Origin of the sequence: Paraburkholderia sp., assembly GCF_036488795.1 — a bacterium.
Lineage (GTDB): Bacteria > Pseudomonadota > Gammaproteobacteria > Burkholderiales > Burkholderiaceae > Paraburkholderia.
Genome location: NZ_DASXHA010000108.1, coordinates 18786 through 36073, shown reverse-complemented (window position 1 = coordinate 36073; position 17288 = coordinate 18786). Strand labels below are relative to the sequence as shown.

At 64.7% G+C, this 17288-nt stretch carries 7 protein-coding genes and 1 tRNA gene; all 8 read left to right on the top strand.

Going from position 1 to position 17288, the window contains the following annotated elements; all coding sequences use genetic code 11:
• The first annotated feature begins 76 nt into the window (after nucleotides 1–76).
• The 8 genes from rpoD to recD all read left to right on the top strand — a co-directional run bounded on the left by rpoD (nucleotide 77) and on the right by recD (nucleotide 17199).
• Nucleotides 77–2461: an RNA polymerase sigma factor RpoD gene (gene rpoD, locus VGH41_RS15730; protein WP_331598394.1), complete on the top strand. Its 2385-nt coding sequence runs from the start codon at nucleotides 77–79 to the stop codon at nucleotides 2459–2461.
• Nucleotides 2462–2618: 157 nt separating this feature from the next.
• Nucleotides 2619–2706 (top strand) — tRNA-Ile (locus VGH41_RS15725).
• A gap of 403 nt (nucleotides 2707–3109) precedes the next feature.
• Complete coding sequence (locus VGH41_RS26620; RefSeq protein ID WP_414696667.1) at nucleotides 3110–3313, top strand: response regulator transcription factor; 204 nt, start codon at nucleotides 3110–3112, stop codon at nucleotides 3311–3313.
• A gap of 303 nt (nucleotides 3314–3616) precedes the next feature.
• Complete coding sequence (locus VGH41_RS15720; protein ID WP_331598393.1) at nucleotides 3617–4735, top strand: DNA repair exonuclease; 1119 nt, start codon at nucleotides 3617–3619, stop codon at nucleotides 4733–4735.
• Nucleotides 4732–7356, top strand: coding sequence for an AAA family ATPase (locus VGH41_RS15715; protein ID WP_331598392.1), 2625 nt, complete (start codon nucleotides 4732–4734; stop codon nucleotides 7354–7356). The genes VGH41_RS15720 and VGH41_RS15715 overlap by 4 nt, the downstream gene beginning before the upstream one ends.
• Nucleotides 7357–7529: 173 nt before the next feature.
• Nucleotides 7530–11147 carry an exodeoxyribonuclease V subunit gamma gene (gene recC, locus VGH41_RS15710; RefSeq protein WP_331598391.1) on the top strand — a complete coding sequence of 1206 codons (3618 nt, stop codon included), beginning with the start codon at nucleotides 7530–7532 and terminating at the stop codon, nucleotides 11145–11147.
• Nucleotides 11144–15031, top strand: a complete 3888-nt coding sequence (gene recB, locus VGH41_RS15705; protein ID WP_331598390.1) for an exodeoxyribonuclease V subunit beta — start codon at nucleotides 11144–11146, stop codon at nucleotides 15029–15031. The genes recC and recB overlap by 4 nt, the downstream gene beginning before the upstream one ends.
• The gene (gene recD / locus VGH41_RS15700; RefSeq protein WP_331598389.1) at nucleotides 15028–17199 is read left to right on the top strand and encodes an exodeoxyribonuclease V subunit alpha; all 2172 of its coding nucleotides are present in this window, start codon (nucleotides 15028–15030) and stop codon (nucleotides 17197–17199) included. The genes recB and recD overlap by 4 nt, the downstream gene beginning before the upstream one ends.
• Nucleotides 17200–17288 lie beyond the last annotated feature (89 nt).

Sequence of the window (17288 nt, the reverse complement as noted above, 5' to 3'; positions counted from 1 at the left end):
GGGGCTGAAACCGAGGTGCTATAATAAAAGGTTTTCAGCGGTTTGTTTTCCAGGCAAAAGGCGAAAGGCGATTGCAATGGCAAAGACTACAGGCGGAAAGAAAGTGGCAGGCACGGGCTCCGAGGAGCCGACCAGCAAGGTTACCGAGGCCAGGTTCGCTTCTTCCGCAGTAAAAGGGTCTGCCGCAAGCGCCACACCTTCTGCAGGGAGGAAATCCTCGACTTCTTCCGCTGCGAAAGCAGCGTCGGTAAGCGCGGTGAAAGCCGTCAAGCCGGTCACGAAGCGGCCGAGTACCAGAAGCGCAAGGGAAGCGGTTGCCGCCCAGGACGATGCGGTAGCGCGCGAGACTCCAGTATCCACGGTTCTACCGGCTGTTGTCCAGCAGCCGCGAGTCGAGACTACAGCCGGTACGGCGAACTCCATGACGAAAAAGCTGAACGAAGTATCCGTCGATGACGACGCAACCCCGAGCGAGGAAACTACTGCAGCTCCGGGCAAAGGCGAAAAGGCCAAGGCACGCGACCGCCGCGCGAAGGAAAAAGCGCTGCTGAAAGACGCCTTCGCGTCCACTCAACCTGGCACCGCTGAGGAACTGGAAGAGCGGCGTTCCAAGCTGCGAGCGCTGATCAAGCTCGGCAAGGAGCGCGGCTTCCTCACGTATGCCGAAATCAACGACCACCTCCCGGACAACTTTGCCGAAACTGAGGCGATCGAAGGCATCATCAGCACGTTCAACGACATGGGCGTGGCTGTCTACGAGCAGGCTCCCGACGCGGAAACGCTGCTGCTGAACGACAACGCGCCGGCGGCTTCGTCTGACGACGAAGTGGAAGAGGAAGCGGAAGTTGCGCTGTCCACGGTCGACTCCGAATTCGGCCGCACCACCGACCCGGTCCGCATGTACATGCGCGAAATGGGAACGGTCGAGCTGCTGACGCGCGAAGGCGAAATCGAAATTGCGAAGCGCATCGAAGATGGCCTGAAGCACATGGTGATGGCCATCTCCGCGTGCCCGACGACGATCGCCGACATTCTCGCCATGGCTGAGCGTGTCGCGAACGAAGAGATTCGTATCGACGAACTGGTCGACGGCCTGATCGACGCGAACGCGGAAGATGCCGACGGTTTCTCCGCGCAGGAAGCGGAAGCGATCGAAAGCGAAGAAGAGGAAGTCGAAGAGGACGAAACAGAGGACGAGGAAGAAGACGACGGCACCGCGCAAGCCACCGCCAATGCGGCGCAGATGGAAGCGCTCAAGCGTGCGTCGCTCGAGAAGTTCGCCCTCATCAGCGAATGGTTCGACAAGATGCGTCGCGCGTTCGAGAAGGAAGGCTACAAGTCGAAGGCGTACCTGAAGGCTCAGGAAACCATCCAGAACGAGCTGATGACCATCCGCTTCACGGCGCGTACGGTCGAGCGTCTGTGCGACACGCTGCGTGCCCAGGTCGATGAAGTGCGTCAGGTCGAGCGTCAGATTCTGCATACGGTGGTCGATAAGTGCGGTATGCCGCGTGCCGAGTTCATCGCGCGTTTCCCGGGCAGCGAAACGGATCTCGAATGGGCCGACAAGATCGTCGGCGAAGGCCACGGTTACAGCGCGATCCTCACGCGTAACATTCCGGCCATTCGCGAACAGCAGCAGCGTTTGCTGGACCTGCAAGCCCGCGTCGTGTTGCCGCTCAAGGACCTGAAGGAAACCAACCGCCAGATGGCGGCGGGGGAACTGAAGGCACGTCAGGCGAAGCGCGAAATGACCGAGGCGAACTTGCGTCTCGTGATCTCGATTGCGAAGAAGTACACGAACCGCGGCCTGCAGTTCCTCGACCTGATTCAGGAAGGCAATATCGGCCTGATGAAGGCGGTGGACAAGTTCGAATACCGTCGTGGCTACAAGTTCTCCACGTACGCTACATGGTGGATCCGTCAGGCCATCACGCGTTCGATTGCCGACCAGGCGCGGACCATCCGGATTCCGGTTCACATGATCGAAACGATCAACAAGATGAACCGTATTTCGCGGCAGATTTTGCAGGAAACCGGTCTCGAACCGGATCCGGCAACGCTGGCGGAAAAGATGGAAATGCCGGAAGACAAGATCCGCAAGATCATGAAGATCGCGAAAGAGCCGATTTCCATGGAAACGCCGATCGGTGACGACGACGATTCGCATCTGGGCGACTTCATCGAAGATACGAACACGGTGGCGCCGGCGGATGCAGCGTTGCATGCCAGCATGCGCGATGTGGTGAAGGACGTGCTCGACTCGCTGACGCCGCGCGAAGCAAAGGTGCTGCGTATGCGTTTCGGTATCGAAATGAGCACCGATCACACGCTGGAAGAAGTCGGCAAGCAGTTCGACGTCACGCGTGAGCGGATCCGTCAGATCGAGGCAAAGGCGCTGCGCAAGCTGCGTCACCCGAGCCGTTCGGACAAGCTGAAGTCGTTCCTCGAAGGCAACTGATCGAGGAACATCCGGCTGTCGATGCGGACCCAGGGGCTTCCCGCTCGTCTCGCTTACGCGAAGCGATCACGGAAGCCCCTTTTTCGTGTAGTATGTCGGCCAATCAATGACTAGGCCCGGCCTTCAGACCGGGTCTTTTTCTTGGTTTCGATTCTCAGGGCCGGACGCCGTGCTGGTTGCAGGCAGCGGACTCATAATCCGCCTCCGAAAGGACATCGTGGGTTCGACTCCCACCCGGCCCACCAACGGAACCTTATTGGCTTCCAGAGCATTCAGTAGCGACTTGCAGACCCGCGTAGAGCGGGTCTTTTGCTTTGTGCCGTTGTAGAAACGTGCGGCCCGATCCAATAACAACCGGCTGGTTACCGGGTCAATGAGCGCGGCGCCCGCCGTCGCCGCAATTTCACCCTTCTGTGCCCGATAAGTAATACGTGTCCTTCAATGATGGAGGCGGGTACTTTTACTGCCGCATATCATCAGGTATATGGTCCGCTACTGGACGGGGATACTCAACGCGAGCATAGAGGCGGGAGTGGACGATGGCCGAGAGCGACTCAACCGGGACTGTTGGCATTCCAGAACGTCATGTCGACTGGAAGCATGCGGGCCTCCATGTGCCGTGCCTCAGCATCTATCCGGTGATCATCCATTTCTCCATGCCCGTCGCGTCGAACGGCGCGGCGAGAGTTACAGATTGCGTCCGACCTGAATATCAGCGAATGGACCGTTTCCACGCATCTGCGGCGGATCTACTCCAAGCTCGGCATTCGCACCCGGGCGGCGCTCGCCTACCGCTGCGCGTTCCTGCTGACTGGCAGTGAAGACGGCGACACACCCGAACGGCGACCATGACCTGAGCTGCTGAGGGTCGCGGATCGGGCGCGTCATGCTCGTGACGCATATGCCAGCCGAGAGCCAGCCGAGACGGCGACCCAGGCGTTTGAATCATCCATTGGCGACAGTCCCGTACCACACACCCTGTGCGGCTCACGCAACGCGCTAAACGGCGTTGCGCCAGATCGGACGAGCGCCACGTCATCGACGAGGCCTTCGGCAAACGAGGCCGGCCCGGTAGCCGGCGCGTTGCCGGGTCACGCTCGCGGTTGTCCTGAACGCACGGTAACATCCCCCATTCATCAGCAAAACGGAGAGCCCATGCCCAGATTCCTGCACACCGCGGACTGGCAGATCGGCACGCAATTCGGTCAGTTCGACGCCGAAGAAGCCGCGCATCTGGCCGAAGCGCGTTTCGAAACGGTGCGCCGGATTGCCGGCGAAGCCACCACGCGCCGCGTCGACGCGGTGCTGGTCGCCGGCGACGTATTCGATCAGCAGACCGTCTCCGACACGGTCATTCGCCGCCTGTTCGGCGCGCTCGCAGGGTTCGCCGGCCCATGGATCATGTTGCCCGGCAACCACGACGCGGCGCTCGTCGAGAGCGTCTGGACCCGCGCGCAACGTCTGAACTGCATCCCGCCGAACGTGCGCGTCGTGCTGACGCCAGGCGTTGTGCTGCTGGAAGAGGTCCAATGCGCGCTGTTGTGCGCGCCGCTCACGCAGCGCATCACGTATGACGACACCACGGCAAGTTTCGATCAGACGGACACGCCGCCCGGTTATTTTCGCGTCGGCCTCGCGCACGGCAGCGTGAGCGGCATCTTGCAGGAAGGCATCGACTCAACGAACCCCATTGCGGCGACCCGTGCCGAAACGGCTCGCCTCGACTATCTGGCGCTGGGCGACTGGCACGGCCACTTCGCGGTGAACGACCGCACGTGGTACGCGGGCACGCACGAACAGGACCGCTTTCGCGCGAACGATCCCGGTTTCCTGCTCGACGTCACGCTTGCCGGGCGGGGCGCGACACCGTCTGTCGAGGCGGTGCCGGTGGGCAAGTACCGCTGGTTGCGCTGGGAGGAGCAGATCGTGGTGCCGAGCGACGTGGACGCGCTCAAAGCCCGTCTGCAAGCGCTCGGCCCCGCCGATGTGCTGAAGCTCAGCGTGCGCGGCTCGACCGATCTGGCATCCGCGCAAGCAGTCCGCCTCGCCGTCGACGAAACCCGCGCGCGGGTGCGCGCCTTGCGGGTCGAGATGACAGAATTGCAGGTGCAGCCCACTGCGGATGACCTCGCCGCCCTCGGCGCGCAAAGCGGCTATCTGGGCAAGGTGGTGGCGCGCCTGCGCGATCTGCAGGCCGACCCGCAGCAGGCGACGCTCGCAGCCGAAGCGCTGTTGCTGCTCGCCCAGTTCCAGCGCGAAGCGAGGCCCGCATGAAGCTACAAAGCATTGCGATCCAGGAATTCAAGCAGTTCAGCGGGCGCCTGTTCATTGACGACCTGCAACCAGGGCTCAACCTCTTCACCGGCCCGAACGAGGCCGGCAAGAGCACGATCGCGGAGGCCGTGCGCACGGTGTTTCTCGAACGCTACAAGGCCTCGCATCTGAAAGATCTGTTGCCGTGGGGCAAGGCGAGCGGCCAGCCTTCGGTCGAAGTCAGCTTCAGTCTCGACGGTGTCGCGTGCGTGCTCGCCAAGCAATTCGTCGCGCGTCAGCGGTGCGATCTGCGCATCGGGCAGCAGTCCTTCAGCGAAGACGAAGCCGAAGACCGGCTCGCCGCACTGCTCGGCTTCTCGCGCGCCACGCGCGGCGCCATGAAGGCCGAGCAGGCCGGCGTGCCGGGTCTGCTATGGGTGCAGCAAGGCGAAACGCACGATGTGCGCGACGCCAGCGGCCACGCGGCGCTGTATCTGCGTGACGCGCTCTCGCAACTGTCGGGCAGCACCGGTTCCACCGGCGAAGACGGCCTGATTTCGGCCGTGCAGCACGAGTTGCGGCAACTTCTGACCGCCCGCACGCAGCGCTCCACGGGCCCACTCGCGCAAGCCGAGGCGGCGCTCGCCGAGCTCATCGCCGAACGCGAAAGCCTGGGTGCACAGCAGCGCCAGTTCGAAGAAAACCTCACGCGTCTGGCGACCCAGCAGGAAGCGTTTGAGGACGCCCAACGCAAGCGTGCGTGGGAAGGTCACGAGCAGAAGGCACTGCAGGCGCAAGCGCGGGCCGACGCGGCCGCTGAACTGGAACGCACCGTGCAGAACCTTGGGCAGACGCTGCAGTTGCGTGAAGCGGAACTGACGCTGTCGTTGCAGCACGAACAGAACGCGGTCGACCTCGAGGCCGCACTGGCGGACGAGCGGCAGCAGCTCGCCCGCGCGAAAGCGGCGCTCGCCGGCGCCGAAACCGAGCACGCCCAGGCCGGCGCTGGCGTAGCGCGCTGCCAGCAGATCAACGATGCCGCGAGCCGCGCGCAGGAACTTGCCAACCTCGCCGTGATGGCGCAGGAACTGCACAACCAGGTAGCGCTGCATCGCGCCGATATCGCGCGCCTCGAAGCGTCGATCGCAGCCGCTGAGGCCGCGCATGCGGCCGTGCTCGAAGCCGCGCGCGCCTCGGCCTCGCTCGAGATCGACGCGAAGCAGTTGCAGCATCTGCAATCGCTCGAATCGCGCGCGAGCGTGCTGCGCGCCCGTAAAGAAGCGGCGATGACGCGCATCGATTATCGGCTGAGCGGCACGCTGCTCGTCGGCGCTCAAACGCTGACGGGCGAGGGCGTGCTGCGGCTCGACGACGAGCAGACCATCGAATTGCCGGGTCTCGGCGAGTTGCGCATCGTGCCGGGCGTCTCCGACCTGGCCGCGCTGCGCACCGAACTCGCCGGGCTCGAGGCGCAGCACGCGGAGCTGCTGCAGTCGCTCGGCGTAGCGTCGCTGGGCGACGCGCAGACGCGCCACGAGCAGTGGAAATCGCAAGTCGCGCAGTTGCAGAGCCAGCAGAAGATTCTCGCGGTGCATGCGCCGCACGGCATCGAGCCGTTGCGCGCCGCGCTGGCGAGCGCCGTGGCGAAGCGTCAAACCGCGGACGAGCGCCTCGCAGCGCTGCCGGATGTGTCGAACGCGCCGGCTGTCGACGACGCGCGCCGCGCCGCGGACGAGGCGCGTCAGGCGCTGGAGTCCGCCATGCGCGTGCTGGCCCAGGTCAGCGAGCGGCGCTCGAATGCGCTGGCCGCGAGTGGCTCATTGGCCGAGCAGGTGCAGCGCAAGGAAGCACAGTTGCAAGACGACGCGTTCCGCCAGCGCCGCGCGCAATGGCAGGCAAAGATCGTCGAACAGCGCGCCCACGTCGTGGCCTTGACGGCGCAGCGCGACGAGCGCACTCGCGAACTTGGCGCGGTGCGCAGTGACGATCCTGCGGCTGAGGCGAAACGCTATCGCACCTCGGCAGACCTGGCACGCGCCGAGCAGCACGAGCGTCAACTGCGGATTGCCGGGCTGCGCAGTCAGCTCGAGACGGTCGGCGCATCGGGGCTCGGTGAACGCCTCGCCACGGTGACTGCGTCGCTTGAACAGATGGAGCGGCGCAAGGACGAGCTGACCTCGCGGGCGAACGCGCTTAGCCTGCTCGACAAGGTGCTGGTCGAAGAACGCGACGCGGCGGTCGCACAATTGCGTGCGCCGCTGACGGAGCGTCTGGGGCACTACCTGAAGCGCATTTTTCCGCAATCGGCGTTTGAACTGGGCGACGATCTGAGTCCCGTGGCTTTGCAGCGCGAAGGCCGGATCGACACGCTCGAAGCGCTCAGTTTCGGCACGCGCGAACAGATGGGCATTCTCGCGCGCCTCGCTTACGCCGACCTGTTGAAGGCGTCAGGGCGCCCCACTTTGCTGATGCTCGACGACGCGGCGGTGCACACGGACGGCATGCGGCGTGACGCGCTCAAACGCGCGCTGCTCGACGCGGCCACGCGCCATCAGATTCTCCTGTTCACCTGTCATCCGGAGCTGTGGGACGACCTGGGCGTGAAACAGCGTGCCATTGACGATCTACGGGCCGCCGCATGAGTGCGCTGCCGCTGGATACGCCGCACAGTGTCCCGGCGCTGCGTTAGAGATAGACCGGATGGCCGATGGCGCGGCTCTCGCGCGATGCCGTAACATGTGGCAGTTGATGAATGACGCAGAGCCGCTGACGGTTCGTTCAGGCCATTCTCGTACGCTCATTGAGGGAGCCTCGTTTGACAGTAGATTCGATCCCCGCGGGCCTGATGCTGGTTCACGGCAACCAGCCGGAACGCTTGCGCGACCTGGTGGTGCAATGGATCAGGCAGCATCCGCTGGCGCCGCTCGAAAAGGAGGTCATTCTCGTCCAGAGCAACGGCATTGCGCAGTGGCTAAAACTCGCGCTCGCCGCCGATCCTGACGAAGGCGGCTGCGGCATCTCCGCCGCGCTCGACATGTCGCTGCCGGCAAGCTTTCTCTGGCAGGTCTATCGCGCCGTGCTCGGCGACGCGGCGGTGCCGGCCATCTCGCCGTTCGACAAGTCGCGCCTCGTGTGGCGCCTCACGCGGCTGTTACCCGAGTTGCTGGAATTGCCCGGTTACGCGCCGCTCAAGCGCTTCATGGCGCAGGACGGCGATCAGCGCAAGCGCTTCCAGCTCGCGCAGCGCGTGGCGGACCTGTTCGACCAGTATCAGGTGTACCGCGCGGACTGGCTGGCGGCATGGGCTGCGGGAGAAGACGTGCAGATCGACGCGCGCAACCACCGCACGCCGCTGCCGGATGAATACCGCTGGCAGGCGGCGCTGTGGCGCGCGCTGCTGGAAGACGTGGGCGCGCACGGGCCGGCTGGCGTCGATATGGCGAAGGCCGGGCGTGCCGCCGTGCATGAAGCCTTCATGCGCGAGGCCGCCGCCCGCCCGGAGCACGACCGGCCAGAGAACTTGCCGCGCCGTGTGATCATCTTCGGCGTGTCGAGTTTGCCGCGCCAGGCGGTGGAAGTGCTCGCCGCGCTCTCGCGCTGGACCCAGGTGCTGATGTGCGTCCACAACCCGTGCGCGCACTATTGGGCCGACATCGTCGCCGATCAGGATTTGCTGCGCGCGCAGCGCTCGCGTCAGCAGCGTCGTCAAGGTATGCCGGCTACGATGGACGAGGCGCAGTTGCATCTGCATGCGCAGCCGCTATTGGCGGCGTGGGGCAAGCAGGGCCGCGACTTTATCGGCTTGCTCGACGAATACGACAGCGCCGAGGCGCGCGAACGCTATACGCCGCAGTTCACGGGCATCGGCCAACGGATCGACCTGTTTGAAAGCGACGACGCGTCGACCCTGTTGCAGCAGCTCCAGGACGATATCCGCGATCTGCGGCCGCTCAAGGAAACGCGCGAATACTGGCCGGAAGTGGACCCCGAATTCGATACGTCGATTCGTTTTCACATCGCCCATAGCGCGCAACGCGAAGTCGAGATCTTGCATGACCAGCTGCTCGCCGCGTTTGCGGAGGATCCCACGCTGCGTCCGCGCGACGTGATCGTGATGGTGCCGGACATCGAGGTGTACACGCCGCACATCCAGGCGGTCTTCGGCTTGCTGGATCAGGACGACCCGCGGCACATTCCGTTTAGCGTCGCCGATCGCGGCCAGCGCGATTTCGATCCGCTGATCGGTGCGCTGGAGACGCTGCTCGCGCTGCCGCAGTCGCGGCTAACCGTGAGCGACGTGCTCGATCTGCTCGAAGTGCCCGCCTTGCGCGCGCGCTTCGAAATCAGCACGGACGATCTGCCGAAACTGCGTAGCTGGATCAGCGGCGCGAACATTCGCTGGGGCTTGCACGCGGAGCAGCGCGCGAGCCTCGGTCTGCCGCAGGCTGACGACGAAACCGCGCCGAATAGCTGGGCTTTCGGGCTGCGCCGGATGTTGCTCGGCTACGCGGCCGGCGACAAATCCGGCGCGTGGCGCGAGATCGAACCGTATGCGGAAATCGGCGGTCTGGATGCAGCACTGCTGGGGCCGCTGACGCGCCTCATCGACGCACTGGATGGCACATGGCAGACATTACGCAAACCGGCCACCGTCGAAGCATGGTGCACACGCTTGCGGGCAATGAAAGCCACCTTTTTTGCCGCCGACGACAGCGAAGACGCCTACACGCTCGAGCGCCTCGACGCCGCACTCGAAGCATGGCGCGACGCATGCGACGAAGCCGCGCTGACGGGCGAGCTGCCGCTTTCGATCGTGGGCGACTACTGGCTCTCGCAGTTCGAAGGCGGTGGCCTGTCGCAGCGCTTCTTTGCAGGCGCCGTGACGTTCGCCACGCTAATGCCGATGCGCGCGATTCCGTTTCGCCGCGTCTGCCTGCTCGGTATGAACGACGGGGACTATCCGCGCAACCGTATGCCGCTCGACTTCGACCTGATGCGCCGAAATTACCGGCCTGGCGACCGGTCGCGTCGCGAGGACGACCGCTATCTGTTTCTGGAGGCGCTGTTGTCGGCGCGCGAGCATCTGCATGTGTCGTGGGTCGGACGCAGCGTCAACGACAACACGCCGCGTCCGCCGTCGGTGCTGGTCGGCCAGTTGCGCGACCATCTGAAAGACGGCTGGCGGCTCGAAGGCGCGCCCGCTGACAAGCCGGAGACGTTGCTCGATGCGTTGACGGTGGATCATCGGCTGCAGCCATTCAGCGCGGCGTATTTTCCTGCACGGCCGGAGGCGTCGAAGCTCTTCACCTACGCCCGCGAGTGGCATCAGCCCGCGTCTTCGCCGAAGCAAAACCAGCGTGCCGCCGACGCCGAACTGCCGACGCTCGAACGCGACGAGCCGCTGTCGGTGCGCGAACTCGCGGACTTCCTTCGGGATCCGGTCAAGACCTTCTTCCGTCAGCGCTTGCGGGTCGCCTTCGAAACGGAAGATGTCGCCAGCGAAAATCACGAGCCATTCGAAGTCGATCAGCTCGAAGCATGGCAACTGCAAAACGAACTGATTCGCGCGCAAGCCGCGGCGTTGGAACGCGGCGAAGCGGATCTGCTGCCGGCGGCGGTCGAGCGCCTTGAACGCATGCATCGCAGCGGCGATCTGGCGGCGGGTGGCTTTGGCGAGGTAATCGGCGCGGAGTTGATGGAGCCGATGGCCGATCTGTTCGACCGCTATCGCGCGCAGCTCGCGCGCTGGCCGAAACTGCTCGACGAACAATTCGAATTGCGTGTCGAAGCCGTGGGCGCTGCCAATGCGCTGACAGTCGAAGACTGGCTTGGCGATTTACGTGCCGGTCCTGACGGTACACACGGTCGGGTCTTTCTGGACCCCGGCACGCTGATCAAGGACCACAAATACCGTGGCGATCGGCTCATCGGACCCTGGGTTGGCCATCTGGCCGCGCAGTTTGCCGTGGGCGCGGTGACGACCGTGATCGTCAGCAAGGTGGGCAGCGTGGAGTTCGCGCCGCTCGCACAGAGCGAAGCGCGCGCGCATCTGCTTACATTGGTGCGCAGGTGGGACGAAGGCACGCGTCGGCCATTGCCGCTCGCCGTAAAAGCCGCTTTTGCATGGCTCAGAAAGCGGCCGGGTTCATTCGACTTCGCAGCGCCGCGCGACTACAGCGGAGCAGAGTTTGCAGAAGCACGCGAGGCCGCGCGCCTGATTTACGAAGGTGCGGCACGTCAGCCCGGCGAGCGCGAGACCAACCCGTATTTGCGTCGCGCGTATCCGGATTTCAGCGCGCTCGCCGCAAGCGGCGAATTCGAAACGCTTGCGGTCGAACTGCTGTTGCCGTTACATCAGGCCATTCCTGCGTCTTCGTCGTCGAAGTCGAAAAGCAACGCCGCCAACGTCATCAACGCCGGAGACGCCCAATGAACGCGCCCCTCACACCCGCGCTCGAGGCGCCCAGGGAACTGCGTCCGCTGGCGTTTCCGCTGCACGGCAGCAGCCTGATCGAAGCCAGCGCGGGCACCGGCAAGACGTTCACGATTGCGATGCTCTACGTGCGGCTCGTGCTAGGGCACCGCGGCGAGGATGACACCGGTAATGACGCTCACGCGGTGCGGCCGTTGACGCCGCCGGAAATCCTCGTCGTCACGTTTACGGATGCCGCAACCAAGGAACTGCGCGAGCGTATCCGGGCACGGCTGATCGAAGCGGCCCAATATTTCCGCAAAGACCCGATCGAGGTCGAACCGTTGGCGGACGACGAAGAAGATCTGTTGCACGAGCTTCGCGAGGCCTATACCGAAGACCAGTGGCCAGCCTGCGCGCGCCGTCTGCAACTCGCCGCCGAATGGATGGACGAGGCCGCGGTCTCGACGATCCACGGCTGGTGTAACCGGATGCTGAGCGAGCACGCGTTCGACAGCGACAGCCTGTTTTCGCAGACGCTTGAAACGGACCAGAGCGAGTTGCGCGCGGAAGTCATGCGCGACTACTGGCGTACCTTTCTTGCGCCGCTGGACGCGCGGTCGGCCGCGGAAGTTCGCCAATGGTTCGCGAGTCCGGCCGCGTTGCAGGCGGATATTCGCGGCCTGATCGGGCACGCGGAGCTGCTGCCGGATGCCCCCGCGCCGCGCGAGGCTTTGACGGCATCGCGTGAGGAACAGCACAAGCATCTGGTGGCGCTGAAAGCGAACTGGCCGGCGTGGTGCGACGAGATTCAGACGTTGTTCGACGACGCGCGAGCGAAGAAGCAATTCAAGGCCACCAGCCTGAACGCGCCGAACTGCAAGAAGTGGATCGACAAGCTGCGCGACTGGGCAAATGATCCTGAGTTGCTCAGACCGGATTTCGACGACAAGGCCACCGTGTGGACGCGCTTCACGCCGGCCGGACTTGCGGAGATCTGGTTGCCTGGCGAACCGCCGGCGCATCCGGCGTTCCTTGCAATGGAAACGCTGCGCGAATGTCTGGCGGCGCGGCCGACGGCGCGACATGACCTGCTATGTCACGCGGCGCGCTGGGTCGCGCAGCGTTTCGCGGAGGAAGAGGCGCGCCGTTCGCAGATGGGCTTCGACGATCTGCTGACGCGCCTGAACGACGCCTTGCACAAGCCGAATGGCGAGCGGCTCGCGCAGATTATCCGGCAGCAGTATCCGGTCGCTTTGATCGACGAGTTTCAGGACACGGACCCGGTGCAATACCGGATTTTCGATGCCGTTTATCGGATTGCCGTGAACGATCCGCAGACGGCAATCATCCTGATCGGTGACCCGAAGCAGGCCATCTACGCGTTCCGCGGCGCGGACATCTACACCTACCTCGAAGCACGCCGCGCGTGCGCGGGCCGGCTCTTCACGCTGAAGAAAAACTTCCGCTCGACGGCTCAGATGGTCGCAGCCGTCAATCGTTGTTTCGACGCAGCGGAAGAGCGGCCGGCAGGCGAAGGCGCGTTCCTGTTCCGCAACCCCGACGGCGGCGACAATCCGTTGCCGTTTATCGCCGCGGACGCGAATGGCCGCAAAGACACACTGCAAGCCAGCGGCGGCAGTCTGCCCGCGCTGAATGCCTGGTGGCTGCCGCCCGTGGAAGAGGGCAAGGCGCTCAGCAAGGAGGCATATCTGCGCGGCATGGCCGCCAGCTGCGCGACCGAGATGGTGCGTCTGTTGAATCTTGGACAGGCAGGCGAGGCGGGCTTCGTTGGCGCGCGCGGCATGAAGCCGCTCAATCCCGCGGATATGGCCGTGCTCGTCAACAACGGCACGGAAGCGCGCGCAATCCGCCTGGCGTTGGCCGAACGCGGCGTGCGCAGCGTCTATCTGTCGGATCGTGACTCGGTGTTCCAGACGGAGCAGGCAACCGAATTGCGTCATTGGCTCGCCGCATGCGCCGACCCGGACGACGGACGCCTCGTGCGCAGCGCGCTGGCAACGGTGGCGCTGGGTCTGGATTGGGCTGCGCTCGACGAGTTCAACCGCGACGAAATCAAGTGGGAAGCGTGTGTGCTGCAGTTTCGCGGCTATCGCGATTGCTGGCGCAAAAGAGGCGTGCTGCCGATGCTGCGTCGTCTGCTCAACGACTTCCACGTACCGCAACGCCTGCTCGGTCAAACGGCGGGCGCCGCAGTGAACGGCGAGCGCGTGCTGACAAACCTGCTGCATCTGGCCGAATTGTTGCAGCAGGCGAGCGCGCAGCTCGACGGTGAACACGCGCTGATCCGCTACCTGGACGAGCAGTGTCAGGACGAGGGCGCAGGCGCGGGCGGCGACGCACGGCAATTGCGCCTCGAAAGCGATGCGGGGCTCGTCCAGGTGGTGACCGTGCACAAGTCGAAAGGGCTGGAGTATCCGCTGGTGTTCCTGCCGTTCGCCTGCACCTTCCGGCCGGTCAAGGCCGGCGACATGCCGCTCAAATGGCACGATGACGAGGGCCAGCTGCACGTCACGCTCAGTGACCCGGACGTGCTGCCGCGCGCGGACCGCGAGCGGCTCGGCGAAGACTTGCGCAAGCTGTATGTGGCGCTGACGCGGGCGCGCTACGCAACGTGGGTGGGCATTGCGCCAATCCAGAACATCGAGTTGAGCGCGTTGGGCTATCTGCTCAAGGGCGGCCGGCCGATCGAAGCGGCCGAACTCGGCGACTTGCTGGAGCAGCTGAGGGGCACGTGCGCGGAAATCCGCGTGGCCCAGGCGCCTGCGGCAACCGATGCGCCGTTCGTGCCGCTTGGCCAGCAGCAGATGCGTGGCGAGGCGCGCCATTTGTCGCGGCGAGTGCGCGAACATTGGTGGATCGCCAGCTATTCGAGCCTGAAGAAGATCAACGAGACGATCGGCAGCGGCACAGGTCTCGTGATCGAGGCGCCGGTGGCGGACGCGGGCGCGGGCGATTCGCGGCTTGCACCTGATACGCGTAGCGAAGACGTGTTCCACGAATTGCTGGAAGCCGAAGTGCTCGACGAGGATGAAGATCTGCTGCCGTTGACGCCGTCCACTGTGGCGGGCGCGGCTGCCATGGCATTACCGGCCGATCAGACCATGCACGGCTTTCAGCGCGGCGCGGACGCCGGCAGCTTTTTACACGACCTGATGGAATGGGCGGCCAACGAGGGCTTTGCAAAAGTCGCCGCGGACGAGCAACTGGTGCGCGATACGGTGGCGCGCCGCTGCAACCTGCGTGGCTGGGCGCGCTGGATCGAACCACTCGCGGACTGGCTGCTTTATCTGTTGCGCACGCCGCTCGCGCTGCCTGCGGTAGAAGGCGAGGCCGTTACGCCGGTCGTGTTGGCGAAGCTGACTTCCTACATGGCGGAAATGGAGTTCTGGCTGGCCGCGCACACGGTGGACACGCAAGCGCTCGATCAATGGGTGTCGAGTATGACGCTCGACGGCGCGGCGCGCCCCGCGCTCGAGCCCACGCAATTGAACGGCATGCTCAAGGGCTTTATCGATCTGGTATTCGAACATGACGGCCGCTATTACGTGGCGGATTACAAGTCGAACTGGCTCGGCCCGGATGACGCGTCATACACCCCGGCAAAGATGCGCGCGCAGATCCTGCATTCTCGCTATGAGTTGCAGTACGTGCTTTATCTGTTTGCGCTGCATCGTCTGTTGAAAGTGCGGTTGCCGGATTACGACTACGACCGCCATGTGGGCGGCGCAGTCTATCTGTTCTTGCGTGGCGGGCGGGCGCCGGGCCAGGGCTTGCACATCGAGCGGCCGCCGCGGAAACTGATCGAACAACTGGATGCGCTGTTTGCACAGCGTGCCGCGAACGACGAAGCCATGGAGTATGCGTTGAAGGATGTTGAATGACGACCCGCACCTCTGACTCCGTCGCCGCCCTGGGCACGTCCGGCGACACCGCGCGCATGCTTGGCGTACTCGACCAGTGGGTCGAACGCGGCTGGCTGCGCGCGCTGGATGCCGGCTTCGCGCGCTTCCTGTGGCTAGAAGAGCCGCACGCGCCGCCGCTACTGTTGCTCGCCGCTGCACTCGCGAGTCATCAGCTGGGTCGCGGACATGCTTGCCTGGACTTGCAGGCGACTCTCGACGATCCGGCTTTCGCGTTGTCGCTACCACCAGACGGACCGCAGGCGCTAGCCGCGCCGGAGCCGCCGCAGGCGCCGGCCGAGGTGCTGACGGGCGTGACTCTTGCACGCTGGCTGGCGGCGCTTGATCAGCCCGCACTGGTCGGCACGGCCGCAGGCAATTCGCCGCTTGTGCTGGTCGGTACGCGGCTCTATTTGCGCCGCTACTGGCAATATGAGCAGGACGTGCGTGCCGGCATCGAGCGCCGCCTTGCGGCTTCGGCGCAGATGGAGGCGTCATTGCAGGCCGAGTCCGCGCGCAGTGCACTCGACGTGCTGTTTCCGCCGCGCCCGGCGAATTCATCTGGCGCCGACTGGCAGAAGCTCGCTTGCGCGCTGGCGGCGCGCAGCGCGTTCAGCATCATCACCGGCGGTCCGGGTACCGGTAAGACCACCACCGTAGTGCGACTGCTGGCCTTGTTGCAAACCATCGCGCTGGGGAACGCAGCGAGTGTGGCTACTTCCGCGAACGGGCTGCGTTCCGCGCGGCCATTGCGAATCCGTCTGGCGGCGCCGACCGGGAAAGCGGCGGCGCGTCTGAACGAATCGATCGCGGGAGCGGTGGCGAACTTGCCGGTTGACAGGTTGCCGCACGGCGCTGCGGTACGCGATGCGATTCCGACTGTCGTGACCACGCTCCATCGCGTGCTGGGCACGCGCCCGGACAGCCGCCGTTTCCGTCACGATGCGAGCAATCCGTTGCCGGTGGATGTGCTGGTGATCGATGAAGCGTCGATGGTCGATCTGGAAATGATGGCCGCCGTGCTCGACGCCCTGCCGGCTTCGGCGCGACTGATTCTGCTCGGCGACAAGGACCAGCTGGCGTCGGTCGAAGCGGGCGCCGTGCTCGGCGAATTGTGCGAACGCGCAGGCGAGGGCCATTACACGCCCGCCACCCGCGACTGGCTGCAGGCAGCCACTGGCGAGCGGATCGGCGCGGCCATGCTCGACGAGCAGGGCACGGCGCTCGATCAGTCGGTGGCAATGCTGCGGCAGAGTCATCGGTTCTCGGCGGAAAGCGGCATCGGTCAACTGGCCGCGCTCGTCAATGCGGGCAACGCGGTGGGTGTCGCGGAGGTGTGGAAACACGGGCACGCAGACCTTGCCCTGCTGGTTTCGTCAGCGACTGAGGAAGCATCGTTCAAGGCGCTCGTCATCGACGGCGAAGGCGGTGCTGCGGCGTCCGCCCAGCTGTTTGGGGCAAACGGCGAGCCGGCGCGTCCGCGTCATGGCTACCGGCATTACCTCGAAACCATGCGCAATAGTCGGCCGGATCGCTACGCCGCGGCGGAGGACTTTGACGTGTGGGCCAGGCAAGTGCTGAAAGCTCACGGCGAGTTCCAGTTGCTGTGCGCGTTACGTCGCGGGCCGTGGGGCGTCGAAGGCCTCAACAAGCGGATTGTGCGTTTGCTGCAGGAAGCGGATTTGGTTGCCGTGCGCGGCGAATGGTATCCGGGACGGCCGGTGCTGGTCACGCGTAACGACTATGAGCTCGGTTTGATGAACGGCGACATTGGCATCACGCTGGAGCTGCCGGGCGCCACGGCAGACAGCTCGCTGCTGCGGGTCGCATTTCCGGCAGGCGATGGCGCGGACGGCATCAAGTGGGTATTGCCGAGCCGGTTGCAGGCGGTCGAAACCGTGTTCGCGCTGACGGTGCACAAGTCGCAAGGCTCGGAGTTCACGCACGCGGCGCTCGCGTTACCGGACACCTTCAGCCCGATCTTGACGCGTGAGCTGGTGTACACCGGCATCACACGAGCGCGGGCGTTTTTGACGCTGGTGGTGCCGCAGGGGAAACTCGTGCTCGAGCAGGCGGTGCGTGCGAGAGTGTTGCGGGCGAGTGGCCTGCTGGCGGGGTTTGGGAACGCGGAGCCCGTCAATCCGGCTTGAGGCTACAATTGGTTCGCGTCAATAGCGTTGGCAATAGCGTTGGCAATAGCGTTGTCAATAGCCGGTCAACAGCGCGGTCGACGCGAGGC